Source organism: Pseudomonas sp. BRG-100 (assembly GCF_000737955.1).
Classification (GTDB): Bacteria; Pseudomonadota; Gammaproteobacteria; order Pseudomonadales; family Pseudomonadaceae; genus Aquipseudomonas; species Aquipseudomonas synxantha_A.
In genome coordinates this window covers 4361900-4386352 of sequence record NZ_JPRX01000001.1, presented here as the reverse complement: position 1 = coordinate 4386352, position 24453 = coordinate 4361900, and the positions used below count along the sequence as shown (strand labels likewise).

Here is a 24453-nt window from a genome sequence, read left to right as displayed (position 1 = left end):
TACAAGGCGGCTGGAATAAAAAAGGGACCACGAAGCACTTGGGGAAGGCTTGAACTCGCAGGCCCTGAAAATAATGGGTGCAGCGTATCGAGGGGGGCAAGATTAAGGAAATACGGAATAACAATCCAGCTCATAGGTGGTCTCTATGCAGTCGGCCCGATTAATCGACGCCATTGCTCCCCCTAATGTTACTGATGATGTCGCCGCTTTCGCCCACGATACAAAGCCGGTAAGGTCGGCGCGTTCGTCATCCTGCTCGGAGTTCACCATGCCCGCCCCCGCTCTTTCCGGTCCGCAATACCTGCGTGAAGGCCTCAAACTGGTGTTGAGCCCCGGCTTGCGCTTGTTTGTGCTGCTGCCGCTGGCGATCAACCTGGTGCTGTTCGTCGGCTTGATCTATTTCGCCGGCCATCAGTTCAGCCTGTGGGTCGACCATCTGATGCCGACGCTGCCCAGTTGGCTGAGTTTTCTGAATTACCTGTTGTGGCCATTGTTTGTGGTGTTGGTGGTGCTGATGGTGTTTTTCACCTTCACCATGCTCGCCAATATCATCGCAGCGCCGTTCAACGGCTTTCTCTCGGAGAAGGTTGAAGTGGTGGTGCGCGGCACCGATGACTTTCCGGCGTTCAGTTGGGGTGAGTTGATCGCCATGGTGCAGCGTACCCTGGCCCGGGAAATGCGCAAGCTGGGCTACTTCCTGCCACGAGCTATCGGACTGTTTATCCTGTCGTTCATTCCAGTGGTCAACCTGATCGCTGCGCCGCTGTGGTTGCTCTTTGGCGTATGGATGATGGCAATCCAGTACATCGACTACCCGGCCGACAACCACAAACTGGGCTGGAACGAGATGCTCGCCTGGCTGCGCCAGAAGCGCTGGCAGAGCATGAGCTTCGGCGGTGTTGTCTATCTGGTGCTGCTGGTGCCGGTGGTCAACCTGCTGATGATGCCGGCGGCAGTCGCCGGGGCGACGTTGTTCTGGGTGCGTGAGCAAGGTGCCGAGGCGATGACGCAGCAGGCCGTGACCCCGTCATAAATCCATCATCACTCAGACACAATGGCGACATGGCCCGCGGTGACACTGTGGGTCATGACGACAGCCTCGCTTCACATCACCCTCATTACCGAAACCTTCCCGCCGGAAATCAACGGCGTGGCCAATACCCTTGGCCGCCTGTGCGAGGGTTTGCGCTCGCGTGGTCATCAGGTCGAACTGGTGCGTCCACGCCAGGGCGCTGATCAGAGCCGACCGAGTGACGATCAACTGCTGCTGTGCCGCGGCTGGCCATTACCCGGTTACCCAGGGCTGCAATGGGGCCAATCGTCGATGCGCAAACTGCTCAGACGCTGGAGCCGCCAGCGCCCGGACGTGTTGTATATCGCCACCGAAGGGCCGTTGGGTTTATCCGCTCTGCGTGCGGCGCGGCGTTTGGGAATCAGTGTTGTCAGCGGCTTTCATACCAACTTCCAGCAGTATTCGAACCAGTACGGCTTGAGCCTGCTCAGTCGCATGGTCACCCATTACCTGCGCTGGTTTCACAACCGATCGAGCCTGACCCTGGTACCAAGCGCCAGTCAGCGCCTGGAACTGGAGCGTCGGCATTTTGAGCGCCTGGGGATGTTGGCCAGAGGCGTCGACAGCCAATTGTTCCACCCCGCCAAACGCGACAGCGCTCTGCGGGAAAGCTGGGCCTTGAATAATGAGCAAATCGCAGTGCTGCATGTAGGGCGGCTGGCCCAGGAAAAGAACCTGGGCCTGCTCAAGCGCTGTTTCGAGACCTTGCAGAACAGATACCCCTTGCGTCAGATGAAACTGATCATCGTCGGTGATGGACCACAACGAGCAATGCTGGAAAAGGACCTTCCCGAAGCAATTTTCTGCGGTGCCTTGCGCGGTGAAGAACTGGCTCGTCATTACGCGTCCGGCGATGTGTTCCTGTTCCCCAGCCTGACCGAAACCTTTGGCAATGTGGTACTGGAGGCCATGGCGTCAGGGTTGGGGGTGGTGGCCTACGACCAGGCTGCCGCCACACAGCATATTCGTCACGGCTACAACGGGGTGCTGGCGATGCCGGGTGACGAAAATGCGTTTTGCGATGCCGCCAATTGGCTGCTGGAGGACGCAGAGAGTCTACGCCGTATGCGCCTCAACGCGCGTCAACACGCGAGCCGCCAGGGCTGGCCAGCGATTGTCGAACAGTTCGAGCAGCAGTTACGAGGTGTGTGTGGGGAACATTTTATCGTCCCAACACAGCCGCACGCAGGCTGAAGACTCAGCAATGACTGTAAGTCACTTCACCTGCCTGACAGACGAGCCCCCGAGTAATGGCCCAGGCGTTAGGCTTTTTCGCGCCAGAGCGCCTGAATAAGCGCCCCCACACAGGATATTTCTGGAACGCTGCAGGATTTATCACCACCCACATGACACCTGTCTTATCAGGGGTGTCTTTTACAGATCGCACCCAAGAGGCAGGCATTCATGATGGAAACTTAAGAGATAACTATGTCGACACTGATAAACGAATCCATGGTTCCACGGTACCCGACTACCGATACCTTCAGCCAGAGGCCTACGGGGCCCGACAATGGCTGGTACCGCCCGCAGCAACCCCCACGTCCCGACTACGGCTGGCATCGCCCGCAGCAACCTACACGTCCCGACTACGGCTCGCATCGCCCGCAGCAACCTACACGTCCCGACTACGGCTCGCATCGCCCGCAGCAACCTACACGTCCCGACTACGGCTCGCATCGCCCGCAGCAACCTACACGTCCCGACTATGGCTGGCATCGTCCGCAGCAACCCACACACCCCGACTATGGCTGGCATCGTCCGCAGCAACCCACACAACCCGATTATGGCTGGCATCGTCCGCAGCAACCCTCACAACCCGATTACGGCTGGCATCGTCCGCAGCAACCCTCACAACCCGATTACGGCTGGCATCGTCCACATCAGCCCACACGCCCCGACTACGGCTCGCATCGTCCACAGCAACCCACACATCCATACGACCAAACCCTGACGCAGCCAGTACGCCCCTATTGATCAGCCAACCCCAGGAGATACGGAACATGTCAATTTATGGAATGGGTGTACGCAATGGTGTCAACATGCCAACCGCGCAATGGACCCAGCAGCAACAATGGCTGGATCAAGCCCGTGCTGAACCGCCAATCTACGGCCAGCCTGGCCATAAAGACACGCTCAAGACTGATCACAGTAAAGAGTTGAATAAGCGACCAGAGTATTAATCGCTAAAGAGAAGAAACTCCCTGTGACGCTCACAGGGAGTCCAGCCTTTTACACCAGAGTGGTCAACGCGTCGCGACTGAAGGGCAAGATGTCCCCTTCACGCCCTTCGCGCACCTTCACGGCCCAATCAGGATCCACCAGCAGCGCACGCCCTACGGCCACCAGGTCGAACTCATCGTTATTCAGGCGCTCCAGCAGCTTTTCGAGGCTGGCAGGTTGCGCGACCTTGTCGGTGTTGACCATAAATTGCAGGAACTCGCCATCCAGGCCAACACTGCCCACGGTGATAGTCGGCTTACCCGTGAGCTGACGCGTCCAGCCAGCCAGGTTGAGGTCGGAGCCTTCAAACTCCGGCTCCCAGAAACGGCGAGTGGAGCAGTGGAAAATATCTACGCCGGCCTCAGCCAATGGCTTGAGGAACTCACCCAGCGCCTCAGGGGTTTGCACCAGGCGTGCGGTGTAGTCCTGCTGCTTCCACTGCGAGAAACGCAGGATGATCGGAAAATTCGGCCCTACAGCAGCACGGGTGGCCTCGATCAGCTCAATGGCAAAGCGCGAACGGTTGGCTAGGCTGCCACCGTATTCGTCGGTGCGCTGGTTGCTGCCCTCCCAGAAGAATTGATCCACCAGGTAACCGTGGGCGCCATGGATTTCTACACCGTCCATGCCGATCGCCTGGGCGTCACTGGCAGCTTGGGCGAAGGCGTTGATCACGTCCCTGATGTCCTGTTGCGTCATACCGTGCACAACCACGTTGCCGTCCTTGAGCTTTTCCATCGGGCCATAAGCAGGCACGCTGGCATCAGGCTCGGTGCCAATACGGCGCACGCTACCCACATGCCACAACTGCGGGACAATCTTGCCGCCTTCGGCGTGTACCGCGTCGACCACTTTCTTCCAGCCGGCCAGCGCGGCCTCACCGTAGAAGTGCGGGACGTTGGGGTAGCCGTTGGACGCCCGGTGATCGACCACGGTGCCTTCAGTGATGATCAGGCCCACACCGGCCGCCGCACGACGACGGTAGTACTCGATGACCTTGGAGTTGGGTACACCACCCGGAGAGAACGAACGGGTCATGGGCGCCATGACCACGCGGGTCGACAGTTGCAGTCCACCGAGTTGGAAGGGTTTGAACAAGGCTTGGACAGGCATGGAGCACTCCACCAGGACGGGATTTATGACGCGGATAATATGGTGAGTGTGCAGCGCTTAGTAGCACTATTGATCTGGGTGATTAAAGGGGTAGAAGTAGCCGAATACCTGTAGGAGCGAGCTTGTTCGCGAAGAATCCGGGAACACGCGTTAAGTCAGGATCAACGCGTTATCGTTGGCGATCTTCGCGAGCAAGCTCGCTCCTACAGTGGGTGTGTTTCAGCTCAGGGCTTTTTCGATGGCCTGCATGATAGTCGGGTCGTCCGGGGACGTACGCGGCGAGAAGCGCGCGAGTACCCGGCCATCTTTACCCAACAGGAATTTCTCGAAGTTCCAGGTGATGTCCCCTGGAAACTCGGCGCCCTCACCTGCCAGCAAGCGGTACAGCTGATGACGATCCGGGCCGTTGACCTCGAGCTTGCTGCCCAGGGGAAAACTCACCCCGTAGTTCAGGCTGCAGAACTCGCGGATCTCTTGTTCGGTCCCCGGTTCCTGGCCTGCAAACTGATTGCACGGCAAGCCGAGCACCGTGAATCCCTGGTCCCTGTATTGCTGGTAGAGGTTTTCCAACGCCGCGTATTGCGGGGTCAAACCACATTTGGACGCCACATTGACCACCAGCACAACCTGGCCCTTGAAGGGCGCCAGCGGTAGCTCTTGTCCGTCCAGGGCTTTGAGTTTCAGATCGTGGAAAGCACTCATGACGAACTCCAGATATCCCATATTCTTTGCATTGCAGCTCTCGGAGCTTACAACCGGCGAGTCTTCAATCATAGACGCCGGTGACAAAACTCGCCTGCAGGTTACTGAGCGGTCGGCCAGGGCAGAATCGGAATCGCCGTCACCGCGTTCTGCGGGCTGCCTTCGATCAGGCGGTCGCTGTAGACCAGATACACCAGGGTATTGCGCTTCTTGTCGAGGAAACGCACCACCTGCATGGTCTTGAACACCAGGGAGGTGCGTTCCTTGAAGACTTCGTCCCCGTCCTTGAGTTCGCCCTTGAAATGGATCGGGCCAACCTGGCGGCAGGCAATCGAGGCCTCAGCGCGGTCTTCGGCCAGGCCCAGGCCGCCTTTGACGCCGCCGGTCTTGGCACGCGACAGGTAGCAGGTCACGCCGTCAACCTTGGGGTCGTCAAACGCCTCGACCACAATCCGGTCGTTAGGGCCGACAAACTTGAACACCGTCGAGACCTGGGCGATTTCTTCGGCCGAGGCCAGCAGTGGCATGAGCAATAACAGGCCGAGTAATCCCTTCATTACACGCATCGGGTATTCCTTTCGTTTAAACCAGGATGAGGTTATCGCGGTGCACCAGTTCCGGTTCCGCCATGTAACCCAAGAGTCCGACAATCGCGTCAGACGATTGTCCAATTATCTTCTGTGCTTCAAGGGCGCTGTAGTTGGCCAGGCCACGGGCAATCTCACGACCGTCCGGCGCGACGCACACCACCATTTCGCCACGGCGGAAGCTGCCCTGCACCAGCTTGACGCCCACCGGCAGCAAGCTCTTGTTGCCTTGGGACAACGCCGACACCGCGCCCTCGTCCAGCACCAGGGTGCCACGGGTTTGCAGATGCCCGGCCAACCACTGCTTGCGCGCTGCCAGCATGCCGCGTTCCGGTGATAGCAGCGTACCGATGCGCTCACCGGCCTTGAGGCGATCCAGCACACGCTCCAGGCGCCCACCAACGATGATGGTATGGGCACCGGAACGCGCAGCCAGGCGAGCGGCGCGCAGTTTGGTCTGCATACCGCCACGGCCCAGAGCACCGCCGACACTGCCGGCGACCGCATCCAGTGCCGGGTCATCGGCGCGGGCTTCGTAGATCAACTGGGCATCGGGGTTGTTGCGCGGGTCGGCGTCGAACATGCCGTCGCGGTCGGTGAGGATCACCAACAGGTCGGCTTCCACCAGGTTGGCCACCAGCGCAGCCAGGGTGTCGTTGTCGCCGAAACGGATTTCGTCTGTGACCACGGTGTCGTTTTCATTGATGACCGGGATGACCTTGAGCTCCACCAAGGCGCGCAAGGTGCTGCGGGCATTGAGGTAGCGCTTGCGGTCGGACAGGTCGTCGTGGGTCAGCAGGATCTGCGCCGTGTGGCGGCCGTGCTCGGCAAAGCTGGACTCCCAGGCTTGCACCAGGCCCATCTGGCCGATGGCCGCGGCGGCTTGCAGTTCGTGCATCGCGCTGGGTCGCGCGGTCCAGCCGAGGCGGCTCATCCCGGCGGCAACAGCCCCGGACGACACCAGCACCAACTCGACACCGGCCTCATGCAAGGCCACCATCTGCTCGACCCAGACGCTCATGGCTGCGCGATCCAGCCCCTTGCCATCGGCCGTCAGCAACGCACTGCCGATCTTCACGACCCAGCGCTGCGCACCTGTCACTTTGCTCCGCATCATCTTCAACCTTAGAGTGAGGGCCGCGCGACCCAGCGCCGCCCATAACGTTATACCCGGATACCAAAACGCCGCTCCAGGGAGCGGCGTTCAAGTTTATCGCAACGAATCAATCGCGCACGTAAATGATTTCCGGACCGTCTTCATCATCCACGTCTTCTTCGTCCCAATCATCGTCGCCGATGTCATGGACCGACTTCACGCCGCTGCGGCGCAGGGCACGCTGGTCGTCCAGGGCCTGCAACTGGGCACGGGCTTCGTCTTCGATCTGCTGGTCAAGCTCGGCAAGCTCGGCCTTGAATACCGGGTCGGCCGCCAGGCGGTCGGCTCGGTCTTCCAGGTAACGCATGATGTCGCGGGTCAGGCGTTCGGTGCCTTCTTTGGCAATGGCCGAGATCACATAGACCGGGCCTTCCCATTCCAGGCGATCGACGATTTCCTTGACGCGCTCTTCGTGCTCTTCCTCAAGGATCTGGTCGCACTTGTTCAGGACCAGCCAGCGATCACGCTCGGCCAGGGCCGGGCTGAACTTGGTCAGCTCGCTGACGATCACTTCGGCGGCATCCGCAGCGCTGGTGTCATCCAGCGGCGCCATGTCGACGAGGTGCAGCAGCAAACGGGTGCGGGACAAGTGCTTGAGGAAGCGAATGCCCAGACCAGCACCGTCGGAAGCCCCTTCGATCAGGCCAGGAATGTCGGCAACCACGAAGCTCTTCCAGCGGTCGACGCTGACCACGCCCAGGTTTGGCACCAGGGTGGTGAACGGGTAGTCGGCGACCTTCGGCTTGGCGGCCGATACCGAGCGGATGAAGGTACTTTTGCCGGCGTTCGGCAGGCCCAACAGGCCCACGTCGGCGAGTACTTTCATTTCCAGCTTCAGGTCACGCTGTTCGCCCGGCTTGCCCGGCGTGGTCTGGCGCGGCGCACGGTTGGTACTGGACTTGAATCGGGTGTTACCCAGGCCGTGCCAGCCGCCCTGCACAACCATCAGTTTCTGGCCGGCCTTGGTCAGGTCGCCAATCACTTCCTGTGTCGCGGAATCGATGATCGTGGTGCCGACCGGTACGCGCAGTATCAGGTCTTCACCTTTTTTGCCGGTGCAGTCGGTGCTGCCGCCGTTGGAGCCACGCTCGGCATCGAAGTGCCGGGTGTAACGGTAGTCGACCAGGGTGTTGAGGTTTTCGTCGGCCATCATGTAGATGGAGCCACCGTCACCGCCGTCACCGCCGTTCGGACCACCGTTTTCGATGAATTTTTCGCGACGGAAACTCATGCAACCGTTACCGCCGTCGCCTGCTTTTACTCGGATGGAAACTTCATCAACGAACTTCATAACAAAACGCCTCTCGCCGCATGGACGAGCTTAAGAAACCAAGACATAAGACTCTTGCAAAAATGAGCGCAGCGACCTCAATCAGCGACCGCAAACTTGCGCCTGAGCTCATCACAAACAGCTTTGCAAGAGACTCACTCCACAAACGAAAAAGCCCCGTCGCAAGACAGGGCTTTTCCAGCGATCTCGCAATTAAGCTGCGACAACGCTCACGTAACGGCGGTTGAACGCGCCCTTTACTTCGAACTTGATCACGCCTTCGATTTTAGCGAAGAGGGTGTGATCTTTACCCATGCCAACACCGTAACCGGCGTGGAATTGGGTGCCGCGCTGACGCACGATGATGTTGCCCGGAATGATTTTCTGGCCGCCATACATCTTCACGCCAAGGCGTTTGGCTTCTGAGTCGCGACCGTTACGGGTACTACCACCAGCTTTTTTGTGTGCCATGAGTCAATTCTCCTAGTGAGGAATTAGGCTGAAATTAAGCCTGAATACCGGTGATTTTGATCTCGGTGTACCACTGGCGGTGGCCCATACGCTTCATGTGGTGCTTACGACGACGGAACTTGATGATGCGGACTTTATCGTGACGACCTTGGGAGATCACTTCAGCCACAACGGTAGCGCCAGCAACAACTGGAGCGCCGATGTTCACGTCATCGCCATTGGCGACCAACAGAACGCGATCAAAAGTAACGGATTCGCCAGTAGCGATTTCCAGTTTTTCGATCTTCAGGTATTCACCTGGGGCGACTTTGTATTGCTTGCCACCAGTAACAATTACTGCGTACGACATGGTATTTCTCCGATAATCCTGCTCACCCAGCGCTTTATAAGAAGAGGTATTGGCTGGCATGGCTGCATGGGATGGACGTCCCGAATGCAATTGCGTAAGGCAGGTGCTGCCCAGGAAGTTCAGGGTGCGCGATTGTACGCAAGCTATGGGAGGCTTGCAAGGGGCCGTCTATCGCGCCTTGACACTGCGGGGTCAGGGTCCTAGCATGCCGCGCAACCCTTCTGGAGCGACTGTCGCTGATGCAACCCCAAGCTTTCTACCGCGCGGTCGCGGACGATTTTAGCGCCGTCGACGGCATCATCAAGCAGCAGCTGACGTCTAAAGTGCCGCTGGTCTCCAAAATTGGCGACTATATTACGTCGGCGGGCGGTAAACGCCTGCGTCCTTTATTAGTACTGCTGTGTGGCAAGGCGCTGGGCCGCGAAGGCGATGACCTGCGCTTGCTGGCCGCGACCATCGAGTTCCTGCACACCGCCACCCTGCTGCATGACGACGTGGTCGACATGTCCGGTATGCGGCGTGGCCGCGAGACCGCCAATGCCATGTGGGGCAACGCACCCAGCGTGTTGGTGGGCGACTTCCTGTACTCGCGCTCGTTCGAAATGATGGTCGAACTGGGCTCGATGCCGGTGATGAAGATTCTTTCACAGGCCACGCGCATCATCGCCGAAGGCGAAGTGTTGCAGCTGTCCAAGGTCCGCGACGCCAGCACCACCGAAGAAACCTATATGGAAGTGATTCGCGGCAAAACCGCGATGCTCTTCGAAGCGTCCACCCACAGCGCTGCCGCGCTGTGTGGCGCCACCGCCGAACAGGCCGAAGCCCTGCGTACCTTTGGCGATCACCTGGGCGTGGCGTTCCAACTGGTGGATGACCTGCTCGACTACAAGGGCGACGCCGAAACCCTGGGCAAGAACGTCGGTGACGACCTGGCCGAGGGCAAGCCAACCTTGCCGCTGATCTACACCATGCGCGAAGGCACGCCGGAACAGGCCGCCCTGGTGCGCAAGGCCATCCAGAAAGGCGGGATCGAAGACCTGGAGGCCATCCGTGCCGCCGTCGAAGCCTCCGGTTCCCTGGAGTACACCGCGCAACTGGCGCGTGACTACGTGGCGCGGGCGATCCAGTGCCTGGAAGCCTTGCCGGCCAGTGAATACCGGGATGCATTGGTGGAACTGAGTGAGTTCGCTGTGGCCCGTACTCACTGATTCCGCGTTGATTAATGTGGGAGCTGGCTTGCCTGCGATGACGGTAGTGAACTCACCATCGCTATCGCAGGAAAGCCAGCTCCCACATTTAGATCGCATTCACCACTGACCTCCCCGCTCTCGCCGCAAAACCCTATATAATGTGCGACTTTTAGTCATCCCTGAATCTCAAGGAGCTTTAGTGAGCACGTTGCCACCCTGCCCGAAATGCAATTCCGAATACACCTACGAAGACGGCACCCAACTGGTCTGCCCGGAATGCGCCCATGAGTGGTCCGCCAATGGCGAGGCCGAAGTGGCCGGCGATGAGACCGTGAAGAAAGACTCTGTGGGCAACGTCCTGCAGGACGGCGACACCATCACCGTGATCAAGGACCTCAAGGTCAAGGGCACCTCACTGGTGGTCAAGGTCGGCACCAAGGTCAAGAACATCCGCCTGTGCGACGGAGACCACGATATCGACTGCAAGATCGACGGTATCGGCCCGATGAAACTCAAGTCCGAGTTCGTGCGCAAGGTCTGAAGCTGCTGCATCCATCCCGCGCCCGCCGCGGGATGGCGTTTCGCCCTCCTGATTGATCGAAAACAATATCCACACAAAAAAACCCGGAAACCGCCAATAGATACTTGCTATTCTACGAATAAGAATTATTCTCATTGAAACTCATCAAGGAGAACGACCATGACTTATTTGATAGATGCCTGGCTGGATCGCCCCCACCCTTACCTGCGAATCCTGCATCGGGAAACCGGCGAAGTCTGTGCGGTGCTTGAGGAAGAAGCGCTGAACGAACTACAGGACCAGGGTGACCTGGACGTCAATGGCCTGAGTTCCAGTGAGCCTGGAGTACTGAAAGAAGTGGTGAGGAATTTGTTTCTGTTCTGCTATGCCCGAGCATTGCGCCCGGCGACCGATTTGAATGGCAAGTTCCATCCATGAAGAAACTGGCAAATGCCTGTTGGGGCGAACGCGTTCGTCCCAACAGGTAACCAGCAGGTCTTACAGAACGTCGAGCAGCTCGACGTCGAATACCAGAACGCTGTGCGGCGGGATGCTGCCAACGCCTTGAGCGCCGTAAGCCAGTTCGCTCGGCACGTACAGACGCCATTTGCTGCCGGCATTCATCAGTTGCAGGGCCTCGGTCCAGCCGGCGATCACGCCGCCAACCGGGAATTCTGCAGGCTGGCCGCGCTCGTAGGAGCTGTCGAACACAGTGCCGTCGATCAAGGTGCCGTGGTAGTGGGTACGCACTTGATCTTCACGGGTCGGCTTGGCGCCGGTGCCGGCAGTCAGCACTTCAAATTGCAGGCCGGAAGCCAGGGTGGTGATGCCATCACGCTTGGCGTTTTCAGCCAGGAAAGCCAGGCCGGCACCCGCGGCGGCTTCAGCCTTGGCAGCGGCTTCGGCTTGCATGATCTCGCGGATCACTTTGAAGCTGGCAGCCATTTGCTCCTGGTCAACACGGCTCGGCTGGCCTGCAAATGCGTCGGTCAGGCCGGCCAGGATTGCGTCCAGGCTCACGCCCGGCGGCGGGTTGTCGCGCAGTTGGTCGCCCAACTGACGGCCGATACCGTAGCTGACGCGGGTTTCGTCGGTGGACAGATTAACTTCGGACATGAAGAGGCTCCGCTGTAGGACAACAGGGTTTCCCGCGCTGCCCAGAACTAAAAGGGCCCGCAGACTAGCACACAAGAGCAGCCCATGATCAGCCCCCTCCCCGGCTACCAGAGCGCCAGGTCGTAGGTCAGGTACACCCGGTAGTTGTCCCGATCACTGGCATAAGTCGAGCGGTAAGTGGCCTTGCGCAACTCCACGCCCAGTCCTTTGAACGTGCTGTCCTGGACCACATAGCGCAGATTCGTGTCGGACTCCCACTCACGCGCCTCGCGCCCTTTGAACTCGCCGTTTTGCCCTTTGTAGTAGCGGGTCATGAAACTCAAGCCCGGCAGTACCGCCGTCAAGTCATAGTCGTAGCGCAGCATCCATGTCTGCTCACCAGCCTGGATGAACTTGCCAACACCGGCGTTACTGAAGGAATACACCGTCGACACGCTGGCATACGGCAACGCTGTGTCGCCGCTGACTTTCTGATAACCAACACCAAGCGCCTGCGGACCCAGGCGGTAAGTGAACAGACCGCTGAACATGTCACTGTCGACCTCGCCGTTACGCGCCTCACCCGCTTCGTTACTAATGAAGTAGCGCAAGTCGCTGGTCAGTGTGCCGCTGCCCAACGGCTGCTTATGCACCAGGCCAAAGAATTGCTGGCGATAGAATTGGCGCATTTCACCGTAGTACCAGGTGCCGCTGAGCTTCGGCGTAAACGCGTAGCTAGCGCCGGCAAAATCGAAATCACTACCCTTTTTTCCGCTGTAGCCCTGGGGATAAATATCCACACTGTCAGTGGAGTTACGCAACTTGAATTTGTCCAGGTGCCCAGCGTGCAGGTACAGGTCACGAATACCACTGTATTCCACTTGTGTGCCCTGGAAGGTCTGCGGTAACAAGCGGCCATCGTTGTGCACCAGCACCGGGATTTTCGGCAGCAACGTGCCGGTTTTCACCACTGCATCGCCCCAGCGCATCTTGGCCGTGACGCCCAGGCTGGAAAACTCACTGGCCGCATGACCATCGTCGTGCACAGGTAACAAGCCCGTCCCGGCGTGCGTCGGGCTGGAGTCGAGACGCAGGCCCGCCAGCCCCAGGGCATCCAGGCCAAAACCCACGGTGCCCTCGGTATAACCAGACTGAAGATTAAGCAGAAAACCCTGAGCCCATTCCTTGCGGTCTTCACCACCGTCGCGGTAACCGTCGTTGAAGTAGAAGTTGCGCAAGGTCAATCGGCCGTGGGAATCATCCCAGAAACCCTGGGCCATCAATGTCGGTGACAGGCTCGCCAGCAGCCCCGCCGAGACCATTCCCCCTTTCGTGAAAAACTCACGCATAAACCATTCCTCAATGCCGTGTTGTGTTTTTTATGGGCAGTTGCACCGCGCGGCAGGCTGGACGGCATGTCGCGTTGGAGCGGACACTAACGGCTCGTCGACAGCCCCACAACGTTATGCGAGAAGCGCATCAGGCTATGCGTGAAGTACCGGCCGCCCTTCCCAACCGACAGGAAAAACACGGTGAACCTCAAGCAACTCGAAGCCTTCAAAGCGATCATGGCCACCGGCTCGACCATCGGCGCAGCAACGCGCATGGGCCTGTCGCAATCGGCGGTCAGCCGCCTGCTGAGCCAGTTGGAAGAGCACTTGGGTTTTGCCTTGTTCCTGCGCAAGAAGGGCCGCCTGATGGCGACGCCCGAAGCCGAGGAACTGCTCGCCGAAGTCGCCGGACTGGTGGATGGCATGCAACGAATCCAGCGCCTGGCCGACGAAATGCGCGTGGGCCGCTCACGCAAGAGCCTGCTCAAGGTCGGGGTGCCCACCAGCATGACCCAGGAGCTGTTGCCGCGCATCGTGGCGCAGTTTCTCAAGGAGCATGACGACATTGTCGTGGAACTGCTGACCGGTTCTTACGACACGATCGAGCGTGCGGTGCTGGACCGTTCCGCCGACCTGGGCTTTGTACGCCTGCCCACGGAAATACCTGACTTCGATGTCGAGCCGGTGCTGCAAACCGAAGGCGTCTGCGTGATGCCCGCCGACCATCCGCTGACCCGTCACGCCTGCATCGAAGTGCAGCATCTGCGCGATGTGCCGTTGGTGATGCTCGGCCGGCAACGGGCATTGCGGGCCGAGCTGAACCAGGTGTTTCGTGCCGCCAACCTCACGCCGCAGGTGCGGGTCGAGGTGCACTCGGTCGGGGCTGCGTGCAGCTTCGTTGCCGAGGGGCTGGGGGTGTCGATCGTCAATGGTCTGCTGGCCAGCCACTTCCGGCACTTGCCCATCGTCACCCGCCCGTTTCGCCCGGCGCTGCCCTACGCATTCGGCCTGGCGTTTCGCGCCAACGAGCCCAGGTCGCAGCTGGTGAACGCGTTTGCCAAGCATCTCAAGCAGCGTCTGTCCGCACAAAACGCATAGCCCAACCCAACCCACGCATAACGTTGTCGCCGCGAAAACTTTGCCCTAGTGTCCGCCCCACACGTGTCACCCCTATAACAATAACGGCGCAAGCCGGGGCCACTAGCATGAGCGAATCCCAGAGCATCCCCACCCAAGCAGCGGTGGGAAATACCACGCAACGCAAGCAGATCAATCCCGCCATCATCCTGCTGAGTATCGTCCTGCTCGCAGTGGCGTTTACCTACGCCGTGAACTCGGGCACGTTCCAGCGCCAGAATGGCCTGGTGATCCCGGGCTCTTACCAGGTGCTGGAAAAACACGACTCCCTGAGCCAACTGTTCGCACTGGAACCACGCAAAGCCGGCGACACCGTGGCTCGCCCGGTGTCCCTGGTGGAAGGCTTCATGGCGATTCCCCAGGGCATCGAGAAGCGTGCGGCACTGATTTTCATGGTGCTGTTCATCGGTGGCATGTTCGGCGTGCTGAACAAGGCCGGGGTGATCGACGCCGGGCTGGAGCGCATGCTGGGTCTGACACGGGGCAATATCTATGTGCTGGTGCCGTGCCTGATGCTGGTGTTTTCCGCCGGCAGTACCTTCATGGGGCTGGCCAAGGAATTTATTCTCATCGTGCCGTTGATGGTTGCCATGGCTAATCGGCTGGGGCTGTCGAACCTGATCGGGCTGGCCATCGTCACGATCTCAGTCAAGATCGGCTACCTGGCCTCGATATCCAATCCAGTGGCGCTGTCCGTGGCCCAGCCGATGGTCGGGCTGCCGATCTTCAGTGGCCTGAGCATGCGTGTGCTCGCCTACTGCAGCTTCCTGCTGGTGGGCATTGCCTTCGTGCTGTGGAGTATTCGCAAGCACGGTTACGATGCCACGGCGCAGATCACTTTCGAAAGTACGCCGTTGCCCCTGCGCCATCTGATCAACCTGATCGTACTGCTGACGGGCATCGCTTTCCTGGTCTACGCCTCCAACCGCTGGGGCTGGAAATACCATGAGCTGTCGGCGTTCTACCTGCTGCTGACGCTGGCCTTCAGCGTGATCGCCGGGCTCGGCGCCAGCGTTGCCGCCAGTGCCTTTGTCGATGGAATGAAGAAGGTGCTGATCGCCGGCGTACTGATCGGTCTGGCTACCGCCGTGGAGATCATCCTCAGTACCGGCCAGGTCCTGGACACCATCGTCAACAGCCTGGCCAACCTGGTGGGCGACCATGGTCCGATCGTGTCGGCCTACGGCATGTTCTTCGCACAACTGGGGCTGGATGTGCTGATCCCATCCACCTCCGGCCAGGCGGCGGTAACCATGCCGATCTTCGGGCCCTTGGGTCAGTTGTCCGGCGTCAGCCCGCAGACCACGGTGTTCGCATTTCTGATGGGCAATGGCCTGACCAACATGATCACCCCCACGTCCAGCGGCCTGCTGGTGCTGTTGGCCACCGCCAATGTCGGTTGGGGCCAATGGGCGCGCTACATCCTGCCGCTGTTCCTGATCTACGCCGTGCTGGCGATGGTGTTGCTGGCCATTGCGGTAACGAGCGGGTACTGAATCGATGAGTGTTCTCCCCATGCATATTCTGCACAACCAAATGATCCGGATGCGTGACGGCATCCACCTGGCCACTGACATCTATGTGCCGGAGGACAGCAATGGGCCGTTTCCGGTGGTGATCGAGCGCACGCCCTACGACAAGAGCAAACCCTCCCGCTCGGAAAAACAGCTCGACGGCCAACACATCTCCCGTGAGCAAATGGCCGCACGGTTTACCGAGCAAGGCTTTGTCGCAATTTTCCAGGACTGCCGTGGACGCTACGCCTCCGAAGGCACATTCACCAAATACACCGCCGAGGGCGAAGACGGTTTCGACACCCTGGCCTGGATCATCCAACAGCCCTGGTGCAACGGCAAGATCGGCAGTATGGGCTTGTCTTATGCTGCCCACACACAACTGGCGATGGCTTGCCTGCACCCGCCGGGCCTGAGCAGCATGGTGCTCGACAGCGGCGGCTTCGCCAACGCCTACCATTGCGGGATTCGCCAGGGCGGCGCCTTCGAACTCAAGCAGGCCACCTGGGCCTTTCGCCAGGCCAAGGAAAGCCCTGCTGCCCTGGCCGACCCGTTGGTTCGTGAAGCGCTGGAACAGGAAGATATTTATCAGTGGTTCACACGTATGCCATGGCAACCCGGGCAATCGCCCCTGCGCCATGTGCCGGAATACGAAGCCTATGTGTTGGAGCAATGGGCTCAGGGCACCTTCGGTGAGTATTGGCAAAAGTCTGGCCTCTATGCCGAAGGTCACTACGCACAACTGCCCGATATCCCGGTGCTGTTCATGTCCAGTTGGTACGACGCCTACGTCAGTTCGACCCTGGCCAATTACCGCGCCTTCACACTCCAAGGTACGGCCAGCCAACGACTGGTGATGGGCCCGTGGCTGCACGGCGACCGTAATATCAGCCACAGCGGCGATGTGGAATTCGGCCCGCAAGCCGCCTTTGACGGCCAGGTCGATCAGGATTGGCTCAGTTGCCGACTGGCCTGGTTCGAGCAATCCCTCAAGCCGTCGCCGCGAACCACAACGGCCAGCGTACAGGTGTTTCTGATGGGGGGCGGCAGCGGTAACCGCGACGAAAACGGACGCCTGCACCATGGCGGCCGCTGGCTGCACACCACGCAATGGCCGCTGCCCGGCAGCCAAACACTGACCCTCTATCTGAATGCACACAGGCAGTTGAGCCACACGGCACCTGTCGAGGCTGACGCCCACTTGAGTTACCGCGCCGACCCGACCCACCCGGTCCCGACCATCGGCGGCGCGCTAACCTCCGGTGCCCCCGTGTTTGTCGGCGGAGCCTTCGATCAACGGGAGCGCCTCGATTTTTTCGGCACCCAAGGGGACAACCGTCCCCTGGCCCAGCGCGATGACGTGCTGGTGTTCCAGACCGAGCCGCTCGACGAAGACCTGATCGTCGCCGGTGACGTGCAGATCGAGCTGTGGATCGACAGCGATGCACCCGACACCGACTTCACCGCCAAACTGGTGGACGTGTACCCGCCCAGCGCCGACTACCCCGAGGGCTTTGCGATGAACATCACCGACGGCATCCGTCGCTGCCGTTATCGCGACTCATGGGAACAACCGACGGCCCTGACGCCGGGTGAGCGAGTGAAAGTGCTGATCGAGCCTTTCGCCACCTGCAACCTGTTCAAGCGCGGCCATCGGTTGCGCCTGGACATCGCCAGCAGCAATTTCCCGCGCTTTGACGTCAACCCCAACAGCGGCGAGCCTTCAGGCCAGGCCAGCCACCCTCGGGTTGCCCACAATAATGTGCACCTGAGCCACGCCGCCGCCTCCTGCCTCAGGCTTACCGTGGTGCCCAACACGGCGGAGTCCTGAGCGCATCGGATCGCCATTGCTGCACGGTAATGGCGACCCTTCGTCACCCCGCAAGAAAAGTACTTCAGAATCATCCTTTGCCGCCGATACAGCCCTACACATCTTGGCTGGCTCAAACAACAACACACCGTCCAGCAGACAGACATCACTCTTCAAGGAGCTTTCGATGAACAGCTGGTTCGGTAACATCAGCGTCAATCTCAAACTCGGCCTGGGCTTTGGCCTGGTGCTGGTCCTCACCTCGATTCTGGCGCTCACCGGCTGGACCAGCCTGGGCGGCCTGATCGACCGCAGCAACTGGATGAGCGACATCACCCAGCTCAACGCCTCGCTGACCAAGCTGCGGATCGTACGCCTGCAATACATGCTGGCCAATGGCGACGAAGCCGTGGCGCAGAATGTGCAGACCAGCCTGGATGCCTTCGCAGCTCAACAACAGAAATTGCTGGACAGCTTCAAGAGCCCGGAAAACCTCAAACTGCTCAATGACCAGAAAGCCGTCATCACTGCTTACCGCCAGTCCCTGAACAAAATGCGCGAGGCCTACCGCAATGGCAACGCTGCGCGCGACGTCATGGGCGCCAAAGCCGATGTCGCCAACGCACAAATCAATGCACTGGAAACCAGTGTGCAGCAGGCGCCCGATAGCCCGGAGCGCTTCACGCAATTTCTGGCCGTGACCCAAGCCAAGAATGAGTTCCAGCAAGCTCGCTACGAAGTACGCGGCTATACCAATAGCCCCAACGCAGAAACCGAAGCCCGCGCTGCTGCGCAACTGGAAAAAGCCGTCGGCGGTTTGAAGGGCCTTAGCGCGGCGTTCGGTACCGGCCAGCAAAACGCATTGTCCGCACTGGAAGCCGCCCTCGGTGCCTATCGCAGCGCCGTGCAGAGCTACAAGGCAGCCAACGCCAACATCGTCACCGCCCGCGCCGAAATGACCACCCAGGGCGCCGATATCGTGACGATCAGCGACAAGCTGTACGACATCCAACTGGAACGTCGCGACGCTGAAAGCACCCAGGCCCGCAGCCTGCAATTGATCAGCACCTTGCTGGCACTGCTGGTCGGCGTGATTGCCGCCTGGGTCATCACCCGTCAGATCACCCGCCCGATCCAGGACACCCTGGCGGTGGTGGAGCGCATCGCTTCAGGCGACTTGAGCCACAACATCCAGGTGACCCGTCGTGATGAGCTGGGCGTATTGCAACAAGGCATCCAGCGCATGGGCACGACCCTGCGCGAGTTGATCAGCGGCATCCGCGATGGCGTGACCCAGATCGCCAGCGCCGCTGAGGAGCTATCAGCCGTGACCGAGCAAACCAGCGCCGGCGTGAACAGCCAGAAGATCGAGACCGATCAGGTGGCCACCGCCATGCATGAAATGACCGCTACCGTGCAGGAAGTTGCGCGCAATGCCGAGCAGGCGTCCCAAGCCGCCTCCGACGCCGACGGCCAGGCCCGCGAAGGCGACAAGGTGGTGGCCGAAGCTATCGCCCAGATCGAACGCCTGGCGGCCGAAGTCGCCCGCTCCACCGACGCCATGACGCACCTGCAACAAGAGAGCAACAAGATCGGCAGCGTGATGGACGTGATCAAGGCCGTGGCCGAACAGACCAACCTGCTGGCCCTCAACGCCGCCATTGAAGCCGCGCGTGCCGGTGAAGCCGGCCGTGGCTTTGCCGTGGTCGCCGACGAAGTACGCGGCCTGGCCCAGCGTACACAGAAATCCACCGAGGAAATCGAAGGCCTGGTGGCCGGCTTGCAGAACGGCACCCAACAAGTCGCCAGCGTAATGAACAACAGCCGCAGCCTCACCGACAGCAGTGTCGAACTGACGCGCAAGGCCGGCGTGTCACTGGAAAACATCACCCGTACGGTGTCGAATATCCAGTCGATGAACCAGCAGATTGCCGCGGCCGCCGAGCAGCAGAGCGCCGTAGCGGAAGAGATCAGCCGCAGTATCGTGAATGTGCGGGATGTGTCTGAGCAGACGGCGACGGCCAGTGACGAGACGGCGAAGTCGAGTGTGGAACTGGCACGGCTGGGTAGCCAGTTGCAGCAGATGGTCAGTCATTTCCGGGTGTAGACACCAAAAAGCCGCCTCGATCTAGACCGAGGCGGCTCCACCTCTCAGACCTTAACGGTCATCGAAGCTGTCCCGCAGGAACTTCCATACGTGATACGCACGCAGGCAGTTCACTACGAGGTTCCATGTACGTCGTGCAAACTTAGACATACTCGGCCCTCCGTGAGTTGGGCCTTACCTCCAGCGCACTTACCGGAACATGTGGGCCTTTGGATGCACACCAGTGCTCCTGTGAGGCGGCTGGGCTTATGGTCCTCCCGCGTGAATCCGGCACGGATTACTAGCCCGTGGCGGGCGGTCCAAAATTTGCGCGCGAACCCAGCCAACCTACTTCACGACGAACACAGAACGAGGGCGATACTAGCTCAGCACTCTGCTCCAAGGTGTAACGAACAACGGCCAGCTAGCCTTAAAATCTGTTGCTGTTTTTTGCAAAGTTAAACAACACAAAAGATCAATGCTGCCGTGAAAAACTCTTGTTCGTCTGATGTTGCATAACGCCCTAAAGCAGCAGTAGTATTGTGACCACGCCAGTGCTCCTGTGAAGCCGCAACCCCAGCCACTAACTGGGTTTGCAAAAAAAACCGCCCTATCAAGGCGGTTTTTTATTGCCTGCCATTTGCCACTTAGCCCTCGCTGTCCTCGACAAACACCAAGCGATTCCCGAACGGATCCCGGATGCTCATTTCCCGCGATCCCCAAGGCGTTTCCTCGACCCCAGGCTTGGCATAGCGGTAATCCTTGCCGAGCAATTGCTGCTGGTACGCATCCACCCTTTGCGCCTGGATCCGCACCGCCGCGCCCGGCGAAGCATCGCCATGGTGCTCGGACAAATGCAACACGCACTCACCCAGCGACACTTGCAGGTACAACGGGAAATTCGCCTCGAACCGATGCTGCCAATCGACCTTGAACCCCAGGAAGTCGACGTAGAATTCCAACGCTTTGGTCTCGTCGAAAATCCGCAGGATGGGGGTGACTTTTCCTAAGTGCATGGCGACCGCTCCGTGTATGAGAACGCCCACTATAAAGACGAAAAGCCGCCACGCAAATCCCCACTGCGCGCCAGGAATCGCCCTGGCCGCTGGCCGTTGGCCTGCCCATTGCTGTAGCTCAGTACGCCGTTAATCCACACACCGTCGATCCCTTCCGCTGCACGTTGCGGTGTGTTGAAATCTGCCACATCACGCACCCGCAACGGGTCGAACAACACCAGGTCGGCCCAGTACCCTTCGCGGATTTCGCCACGCTCGGATAAGCCAAAGCGCGCTGCCGACAGACCAGTCATCTTGTGCACCGCCGTGTGCAACGGGAACAAGCCGATATCGCGGCTGAAGTGCCCCAGCACCCGCGGGAACGCCCCCCACAAGCGCGGGTGGGGAAACGGATCTTCGGGCAAACCATCGGAGCCCACCATCGACAACGGATGGGCGAGGATGCGCCGCACATCGTCTTCGTCCATCCCGTAGTACACCGCTCCCGCCGGTTGCAGGCGACGGGCAGCGTCCATTAGCGAAACGCCCCACTCGGCAGCGATAGCCTGCAGATCCCGCCCACCCATTTCGGGGTGCGGCGTCGACCAGGTGATGGTGATGCGAAACGCGTCGGTCACCTGCTTGAGATCCAGGGTCGAGGAGCTGGCGGCATAGGGATAGCAATCACAGCCCACCGGATGGTTTTTTGCCGCAGCTTCCAGGGCCGCCAACAACTGCGGACTACGCCCCCAGTTACCGGCACCAGCGCATTTAAGGTGGGAAATAATCACTGGCACCCTGGCATGTCGGCCGATCAGAAACGCCTCATCCATTGCCTCCAGCACCGGCTCGAACTCGCTGCGTAAATGCGTGGTGTACACCGCACCATAGGCCGTCAGTTCCTCAACGAGTTGCAACACTTCATCGGTCTCGGCGTTGAATGCGCTGGCGTAGGCCAGGCCTGTGGATAACCCCAGGGCACCGGCCTCCAGGCTCTCTTGCAACTGCACGCGCATGGCCGCGATTTCATACGGTGTGGCGGTGCGATGCAGGTCATCCATATGGTTGCTGCGCAGCGCGGTGTGGCCGATCAATGCCGCGACGTTCACTGCCGGATGGGCGCCTTGCACTGCGTTGCGATAATCGCTGAACCGCGGATAACAGAACTGCTCACGGCTGCCCAACAAGTTCATTGGGTCTGGCGGGTCACTGCGCAAACTCACCGGCGAAGCGCTGATGCCACAGTTGCCGACAATCACCGTGGTCACGCCCTGGCTGAGCTTGGGCAGCATCTGCGGCTGGCGGATCACCACCGTGTCATCGTGGGTGTGCACATCGATAAAGCCCGGCGCCAATACCCGGCCATGCGCATCGATGACATGCGCGGCCTCGTCGGCGGACAGGTCACCCATCGCCTGGATGCGCCCACCGCGCACGCCCACATCGGCGACAAACCCTTCGGTGTTGCTGCCATCAATGACCAGCGCCTGGCGAATCAGCGTGTCGTATTTCATATCAGTCTCCAAGCGGCAGGCTGTCAGGGCCGCCGCGGTAATCATCCAGGGCCAGCTTGATCCGGCGCAGGCGTTCCTGATTGTCGTCCGGCAAGGCCAGCGCCAGCTCGGTGGCAAGCAGGTCGATGGCCAGTAACATGCCGTAGCGGGCGGCGGTGGGTTTGTAGATAAAGCTGGTCTCCGCCGGTTGCAGCGGCAGCAACACATCCGCCAGTTCGGCCAGGGGTGAGTCCGCGAGGGTGAGGGCAATAATCCGCGCGTCGTAGTTGCGCGCCAGCTTCACCACATCCAGTAATTCGGGCGTACGGCCGGTGAGGGAACAGACAATCAAGGCATGTTGCGGGCCCAGGGTCGCGGCCGTGACGCGCATCATCACCGGGTCATGGCAGGCGGCAATCGGGTAGCCCAGACGCACCAGGCGCACTTGCAGTTCATCACTGCACAGGCTGGAGGGGCCGCCCATGCCGAACGCGTGAATCATCCGCGCCTTGCTCAGCAAAGTGACCGCGTCGGCAAAGCTGTGCTGGTTGAAACCTGACAAATGCTGGCGCAACGTCGCTTCGATATCGCCCAGGATTTGCCGATGAAAGGCCGACTGTTCCGGCAACCCCGCCGGGTCCAGGAAGCGACTGCCCACGCCACTGGCCTGGGCCAGTTGCAGGCGCAAATCGCGCAAGTCACGGCAGCCGACGCTGCGGGCAAAACGCGACAAGGTCGCGGTGCTGACCTCGGCCCGCTGAGACAACGCCTCCAGGCTGGCCGAGGCGGCAAAGCCCACATCCTCAAGCATCAACTTGGCGATACGCCCTTCGCCGGCGCTGAACGAGTCCTGGCGGGCGCGGATCTGGTAGAGGATGTCCATGGAGGCTCCGGTTAGAGGGTCTGGCTCATAAAACCAGTGACAGGCCGTAGGTCAGACCGAAGGCGACCAGCGAAATCAGGGTCTCCAGTACGGTCCAGGTCTTGAAGGTCTGGATCACCGTCATATTGAAGTATTCCTTGATCAGCCAGAAGCCGCCGTCGTTAACGTGGGAAAAAATCACCGAGCCCGCGCCGGTCGCCAGCACCAGCAATTCAGGGTGTGGATAACCCAGGCCCAAAGCAACCGGCGCGACCACCCCGGATGCAGTGGTCATGGCAACGGTGGCCGAGCCCGTGGCGATGCGCATCAACGCAGCGAACAGCCAGCCCATCACCAGCGGCGACAAGTGGAACGCGTGGGCCAGGCCGAGGATTTCATTGGTCACACCGGCATCCACCAGAATGCGATTCAAGCCACCGCCCGCGCCCACCAGCAAGGTGATACTGGCGGTCGGCGCCAGGCACTCGTTGGTGAACTTGAGAATCGACTCCCGGTTGAAGCCCTGGGCCAGGCCCAGGGTCCAGAAACTCACCAGGGTCGCCACCAGCAGGGCGATCACCGAATTGCCGATAAACAGCAGGAACTGATTGAAACCACTGCCCGGGGTGGAAATCACATTGGCCCAGCCGCCGATCATCATCAGTACCACCGGCAACAGGATGGTGCCCATGGTCAGTGCAAAACTGGGCAGGCGAGTACGCGGTTCGCGCTCGATAAACTGGCGCTCCAGCGGGTTCTCGGCCGGCAGGTGAATATGCGGCACGATGAACTTGGCGTAGACGGGGCCGGCGATGATCGCCGTGGGGATACCGATCAAAATCGCATACAGCACCGTCTGCCCGACCGAGGCGTTGTAGGCCAGCACCGCCATCATCGCCGCCGGATGCGGTGGCACCAGCGCGTGCACCACCGACAAACCGGCGACCATCGGCAGGCCGACCATCAGGATCGACACGCCCACGCGCCGCGCCACGGTAAAGGCAATCGGCACCAGCAGCACAAAGCCGACCTCGAAAAACAGCGGCAGCCCCACCAGGAACGCAATGCACACCATCGCCCAGTGGGCGTTGCGTTCACCGAAGCGGTTGATCAGCGTACGCGCCACCTGCTCGGCGCCACCCGACTCGGCCATCATCTTGCCGAGCATGGTGCCCAGCGCCACCACCAGGGCGATATGCCCCAGGGTTTTACCGACGCCCGCCTCATACGACCCCATGATCGTGTCCGCCGGCATTCCGGCCATCAGCGCGAGGCCGATGGACACCAGCGTAATGACGATAAACGGGTTGAGTCGGTAACGTGCAATCAGAACGATCAATGCAATGATGGCAATGGCAGCGTATGCCAGTAGCCCGAAGCCCGGTAATGCGGCCATGCGGTACTCCTCGGAAAGGGTCACGTCGAATTGGTTGTGAAACTCATAAATCATTACCGAGGAGTATTTTCAATTTTCATGAAA

The 24453-nt window shown here is 60.1% G+C and carries 24 protein-coding genes and 1 pseudogene; 12 read left to right on the top strand and 13 right to left on the bottom strand.

Going from position 1 to position 24453, the window contains the following annotated elements:
• The first annotated feature begins 268 nt into the window (after positions 1–268).
• The 4 genes from cysZ to JH25_RS07970 all read left to right on the top strand — a co-directional run bounded on the left by cysZ (position 269) and on the right by JH25_RS07970 (position 3252).
• Entirely contained in the window at positions 269–1033 is a 765-nt protein-coding gene (cysZ, locus tag JH25_RS07960; protein ID WP_032879542.1) for a sulfate transporter CysZ, read from the top strand.
• Between the two features lie 54 nt (positions 1034–1087).
• A complete protein-coding gene (locus tag JH25_RS07965; protein ID WP_032879541.1) occupies positions 1088–2266 on the top strand; it encodes a glycosyltransferase family 4 protein in 1179 nt (392 codons plus the stop codon).
• A 234-nt stretch (positions 2267–2500) separates the two neighbouring features.
• On the top strand, positions 2501–3046 hold the full coding sequence (locus JH25_RS28735) for a hypothetical protein (protein WP_164699531.1): 546 nt from the start codon (positions 2501–2503) through the stop codon (positions 3044–3046).
• Between the two features lie 26 nt (positions 3047–3072).
• Positions 3073–3252, top strand: coding sequence for a hypothetical protein (locus tag JH25_RS07970; RefSeq protein ID WP_032879540.1), 180 nt, complete (start codon positions 3073–3075; stop codon positions 3250–3252).
• Positions 3253–3301: 49 nt separating this feature from the next.
• Here the strand turns inward: JH25_RS07970 and JH25_RS07975 are convergent, their stop codons facing one another.
• The 7 genes from JH25_RS07975 to rplU form a co-directional block, all read right to left on the bottom strand.
• Positions 3302–4405: an NADH:flavin oxidoreductase gene (locus JH25_RS07975; RefSeq protein WP_032879538.1), complete on the bottom strand. Its 1104-nt coding sequence runs from the start codon at positions 4403–4405 to the stop codon at positions 3302–3304.
• Between the two features lie 219 nt (positions 4406–4624).
• Positions 4625–5107: a glutathione peroxidase gene (locus tag JH25_RS07980; RefSeq protein WP_032879536.1), complete on the bottom strand. Its 483-nt coding sequence runs from the start codon at positions 5105–5107 to the stop codon at positions 4625–4627.
• A 101-nt stretch (positions 5108–5208) separates the two neighbouring features.
• Positions 5209–5673, bottom strand: coding sequence for a CreA family protein (locus JH25_RS07985; RefSeq protein WP_032879534.1), 465 nt, complete (start codon positions 5671–5673; stop codon positions 5209–5211).
• Between the two features lie 16 nt (positions 5674–5689).
• Positions 5690–6808: a glutamate 5-kinase gene (gene proB, locus JH25_RS07990; protein ID WP_005791305.1), complete on the bottom strand. Its 1119-nt coding sequence runs from the start codon at positions 6806–6808 to the stop codon at positions 5690–5692.
• Positions 6809–6917: 109 nt separating this feature from the next.
• Positions 6918–8141: an Obg family GTPase CgtA gene (gene cgtA / locus JH25_RS07995; RefSeq protein WP_032879532.1), complete on the bottom strand. Its 1224-nt coding sequence runs from the start codon at positions 8139–8141 to the stop codon at positions 6918–6920.
• A gap of 192 nt (positions 8142–8333) precedes the next feature.
• Positions 8334–8591 carry a 50S ribosomal protein L27 gene (gene rpmA, locus JH25_RS08000; protein WP_003176049.1) on the bottom strand — a complete coding sequence of 86 codons (258 nt, stop codon included), beginning with the start codon at positions 8589–8591 and terminating at the stop codon, positions 8334–8336.
• Positions 8592–8625: 34 nt separating this feature from the next.
• The gene (gene rplU, locus JH25_RS08005; RefSeq protein ID WP_003176051.1) at positions 8626–8940 is read right to left on the bottom strand and encodes a 50S ribosomal protein L21; all 315 of its coding nucleotides are present in this window, start codon (positions 8938–8940) and stop codon (positions 8626–8628) included.
• Between the two features lie 239 nt (positions 8941–9179).
• Between rplU and JH25_RS08010 the strand changes: the two genes are divergently transcribed.
• From JH25_RS08010 to JH25_RS08020, 3 genes are all read left to right on the top strand, one after another.
• Positions 9180–10148: a polyprenyl synthetase family protein gene (locus JH25_RS08010; RefSeq protein ID WP_005791318.1), complete on the top strand. Its 969-nt coding sequence runs from the start codon at positions 9180–9182 to the stop codon at positions 10146–10148.
• 181 nt (positions 10149–10329) lie between these two features.
• Positions 10330–10671: a zinc ribbon domain-containing protein YjdM gene (locus JH25_RS08015; protein WP_005791320.1), complete on the top strand. Its 342-nt coding sequence runs from the start codon at positions 10330–10332 to the stop codon at positions 10669–10671.
• A 159-nt stretch (positions 10672–10830) separates the two neighbouring features.
• A complete protein-coding gene (locus JH25_RS08020) occupies positions 10831–11088 on the top strand; it encodes a PA4570 family protein (RefSeq protein ID WP_005791321.1) in 258 nt (85 codons plus the stop codon).
• A 60-nt stretch (positions 11089–11148) separates the two neighbouring features.
• Here the strand turns inward: JH25_RS08020 and JH25_RS08025 are convergent, their stop codons facing one another.
• Together JH25_RS08025 and JH25_RS08030 are read right to left on the bottom strand one after the other, a co-directional pair.
• Positions 11149–11766 (bottom strand): FKBP-type peptidyl-prolyl cis-trans isomerase, encoded by a 618-nt coding sequence (locus JH25_RS08025; protein WP_014719893.1) that lies wholly within the window; start codon positions 11764–11766, stop codon positions 11149–11151.
• 104 nt (positions 11767–11870) lie between these two features.
• Positions 11871–13094 carry an OprD family porin gene (locus JH25_RS08030; RefSeq protein ID WP_032879531.1) on the bottom strand — a complete coding sequence of 408 codons (1224 nt, stop codon included), beginning with the start codon at positions 13092–13094 and terminating at the stop codon, positions 11871–11873.
• A gap of 183 nt (positions 13095–13277) precedes the next feature.
• Between JH25_RS08030 and JH25_RS08035 the strand changes: the two genes are divergently transcribed.
• The 5 genes and pseudogenes from JH25_RS08035 (at position 13278) to JH25_RS29415 (ending at position 19644) form a co-directional block, all read left to right on the top strand.
• Complete coding sequence (locus tag JH25_RS08035) at positions 13278–14174, top strand: LysR family transcriptional regulator (RefSeq protein ID WP_032879529.1); 897 nt, start codon at positions 13278–13280, stop codon at positions 14172–14174.
• Positions 14175–14281: 107 nt separating this feature from the next.
• Positions 14282–15709 (top strand): YfcC family protein, encoded by a 1428-nt coding sequence (locus JH25_RS08040; RefSeq protein ID WP_032879527.1) that lies wholly within the window; start codon positions 14282–14284, stop codon positions 15707–15709.
• A gap of 19 nt (positions 15710–15728) precedes the next feature.
• Positions 15729–17558 (top strand): CocE/NonD family hydrolase, encoded by a 1830-nt coding sequence (locus JH25_RS08045; protein ID WP_032879526.1) that lies wholly within the window; start codon positions 15729–15731, stop codon positions 17556–17558.
• 166 nt (positions 17559–17724) lie between these two features.
• Positions 17725–18741: pseudogene (locus tag JH25_RS29420) on the top strand (methyl-accepting chemotaxis protein); the annotation flags it as partial.
• Positions 18742–18780: 39 nt separating this feature from the next.
• The gene (locus tag JH25_RS29415; RefSeq protein ID WP_370706066.1) at positions 18781–19644 is read left to right on the top strand and encodes a methyl-accepting chemotaxis protein; all 864 of its coding nucleotides are present in this window, start codon (positions 18781–18783) and stop codon (positions 19642–19644) included.
• 626 nt (positions 19645–20270) lie between these two features.
• Here JH25_RS29415 and JH25_RS08055 read toward each other — a convergent pair.
• Genes JH25_RS08055 through JH25_RS08070 form a run of 4 tightly spaced genes read right to left on the bottom strand, consistent with a single transcriptional unit; the run spans position 20271 to position 24369 of the window.
• Positions 20271–20639, bottom strand: a complete 369-nt coding sequence (locus JH25_RS08055; protein WP_032879523.1) for a glyoxalase superfamily protein — start codon at positions 20637–20639, stop codon at positions 20271–20273.
• Positions 20640–20668: 29 nt separating this feature from the next.
• Complete coding sequence (locus tag JH25_RS08060; RefSeq protein WP_032879521.1) at positions 20669–22132, bottom strand: N-acyl-D-amino-acid deacylase family protein; 1464 nt, start codon at positions 22130–22132, stop codon at positions 20669–20671.
• A gap of 1 nt (position 22133) precedes the next feature.
• The gene (locus JH25_RS08065; protein ID WP_032879520.1) at positions 22134–22994 is read right to left on the bottom strand and encodes a MurR/RpiR family transcriptional regulator; all 861 of its coding nucleotides are present in this window, start codon (positions 22992–22994) and stop codon (positions 22134–22136) included.
• A gap of 25 nt (positions 22995–23019) precedes the next feature.
• Complete coding sequence (locus tag JH25_RS08070; protein WP_228308955.1) at positions 23020–24369, bottom strand: GntT/GntP/DsdX family permease; 1350 nt, start codon at positions 24367–24369, stop codon at positions 23020–23022.
• Between the last annotated feature and the right edge of the window lie 84 nt (positions 24370–24453).